General features: G+C 64.1%; 2 protein-coding genes. Both read left to right on the top strand.

Annotation, left to right across the window (positions count from 1 at the left end; genetic code table 11):
- Window positions 1–192 (top strand): flagellin (locus tag G8O24_RS42320; protein ID WP_283815666.1); only part of this gene is annotated, 192 nt, incomplete at its 5' end.
- Between the two features lie 356 nt (window positions 193–548).
- Window positions 549–2760 (top strand): DUF1522 domain-containing protein (locus G8O24_RS42315; RefSeq protein ID WP_188108384.1); only part of this gene is annotated, 2212 nt, incomplete at its 3' end.

Below are 2760 nucleotides of genomic sequence, written 5' to 3'. Positions count from 1 at the left end.
GTGCAGGTTCGTCAGGACTTCAACAAGAACCTGATCAACGTGCTGCAGACCGGCTCGTCCAACCTGACGCTGGCCGACACCAACGTCGAGGCGGCCAACAGCCAGGCGCTGTCGACCCGCCAGTCGATCGCGGTCTCCGCGCTGTCGCTGGCCAACCAGTCGCAGCAGAGCGTGCTGCAGCTGCTCCGCTAACAGCAGCTGACATCGTCAGGGAAGATCAGGCGGCGGGGCTTCGGCCCCGCCGCTTTCTTTTGCTGCCGGCATCAGAATGCCGCTCGCCCGGATGGAGATGCTTGTCGAATGCAGCGAATTGCTCACTCTGAGTTATGGTTGACAAGTCGCAAACGCCGCTTCAGTGCGCGAAAAAGCATCATCCTATCATGACGATATGGGCGAGGCCGATGCGGCGTCGAGCGCGCATATGGTGAATCCACGGAAGTACTCGCGCGACACACTTCATGCTTTGTTAGCCGTCTACGTTCACCGTCCCGGCATCGATTAATCCTAATCGAAGTTTGTTGCGTTGCGTACCAGAAGGGTAACAATCAATGTCCGGTATCGTTCTCTCGTCCTCGGTTCGTCAGAACCTGCTCTCCCTCCAGTCCACCGCTGATCTTCTCGCCACCACGCAGAGCCGTCTGTCGACGGGCAAGAGCGTCAACTCGGCGCTGGACAATCCGACCAACTTCTTCACCGCCCAGTCGCTCGACAACCGCGCCAGCGACATCAACAACCTGCTCGATGGCATCGCCAACGGCGTGCAGGTGCTGCAGGCTGCCAACACCGGCATCACCTCGCTGCAGAAGCTGATCGACAGCGCCAAGTCGATCGCCAACCAGGCGCTGCAGACCACGGTCGGTTACTCCACCAAGTCGAACGTCTCCACCACGATCTCCGGTGCGACGGCGGCCGACCTGCGCGGCACGACCTCTTTTGCCAGCGCCACCGCCAGCAGCAACGTCATCTATAACGGCACCGCCGGCGGCACCACCGCGGCGACCGGCACCTCGACCCTCGGCGCCACCCTCGGCTCGCTGACCGGTTCGACGGCAACGGCCGGCGACGGCTCCACGGCCCTGAGCAGCACCATCACGCTGATCGCGTCCAGCGGCACCTCCGCAACCGGCCTGATCGGCAGCGCCCAGCCGGCTGACGGCGACACGCTGACCGTCAACGGCAAGACCATCACCTTCCGTTCCGGCACGGCTCCGGCGAGCACCGGCGTTCCGACCGGTTCGGGCGTCAGCGGCAACCTCGTCACCGACGGCAACGGCAACACCACCGTCTATCTCGGCACCAACGCTTCGCCGAAGGCGACCACCGGCGACCTGTTGACCGCGATCGATCTCGCCAGCGGCGTCGATACGGCGTCCATCACTGCGGGCGCTGCGACGATCACCAACAGCGTCAACCAGACCTCCTCGAGCATCGCCGGCAGCAAGGTCATCCTGAAGAGCTCGACCGGTGCGGATCTGAGCGTGACGGGCAAGGCCGACCTGCTCAAGGCGCTCGGCCTGACCACGTCGGTCGGCGGCGGCAACGCCACCGTCAACGTCAACCGGACCACGAGCGCGGGCTCGCTGGGTGCGGAGATCTCGGACGGTTCGACGCTGAACGTCGACGGTCACGTCATCACCTTCAAGAACGCGCCGATCCCGGGCTCGAGCGGTGCTCCCAGCGTTCCGACCGGTTTTGGTGTCAACGGCAACGTCCTGACCGACGGCGCCGGCAACTCGACCGTCTATCTGCAGGGCGGCACCGTCAACGACGTGCTGACCGCGATCGACCTTGCCACCGGCGTGCAGACCGCAACGATTGCCAGCGGTGCTGCGACGTTGCAGACGGCCGCCGGCCAGTCGAACTCGTCGATCAACTCGTCCGGTCAGCTCAAGCTGTCGACCGGCGTCAATGCCGATCTGTCGATCACCGGCACCGGCAATGCGCTGAACGTGCTTGGCCTCGCCGGCAACACCGGCACGGCGTCCGCCTTCACCGCGGCTCGCACCTCGGGCATCGGCGGCATCGCCGGCAAGACCTTGACCTTCACCTCCTTCAATGGCGGCACGGCGGTCAACGTCACCTTCGGCGACGGCACCAACGGTACGGTCAAGACGCTCGATCAGCTCAACACGCAGCTGCAGGCCAACAATTTGTCGGCCACGATCGACGCCAACGGCCGGCTGACGATCTCGACCACCAACGACTACGCGTCCTCGACCATCGGTTCGAGCACCGCAGGTGGTGCGATCGGCGGCACGCTGACCACGGCGCTGACCTTCTCGACGGCTTCCGCGCCTGTTCAGGATACTGTTGCCCAGACGGCTCGTGCCAACCTGGTGTCCCAGTACAACAACATCCTGAGCCAGATCGACTCGACTGCGCAGGACTCCTCGTTCAACGGTGTGAACCTCCTGAACGGCGACCAGCTCAAGTTGACGTTCGACGAGACCGGCAAGTCGAGCCTGAACATCACGGGCGTGACCTACAACTCCAAGGGTCTGGGCCTCGCTGCGTTGACCGGCGGTGTCGACTTCATCGACAACGCCGCCACCAACAAGGTGTTGACCAACCTGAACGCCGCGTCGAGCACGCTGCGCTCGGAAGCTTCGAGCCTCGGCTCGAACCTCTCGGTGGTGCAGGTTCGTCAGGACTTCAACAAGAACCTGATCAACGTGCTGCAGACCGGCTCGTCCAACCTGACGCTGGCCGACACCAACGTCGAGGCGGCCAACAGCCAGGCGCTGTCGACCCGCCAGTCGA

The organism is Bradyrhizobium campsiandrae (genome assembly GCF_014529705.1).
Taxonomy (GTDB): Bacteria; Pseudomonadota; Alphaproteobacteria; order Rhizobiales; family Xanthobacteraceae; genus Bradyrhizobium; species Bradyrhizobium campsiandrae.
This window is presented reverse-complemented; position numbering and strand designations above follow the sequence as displayed.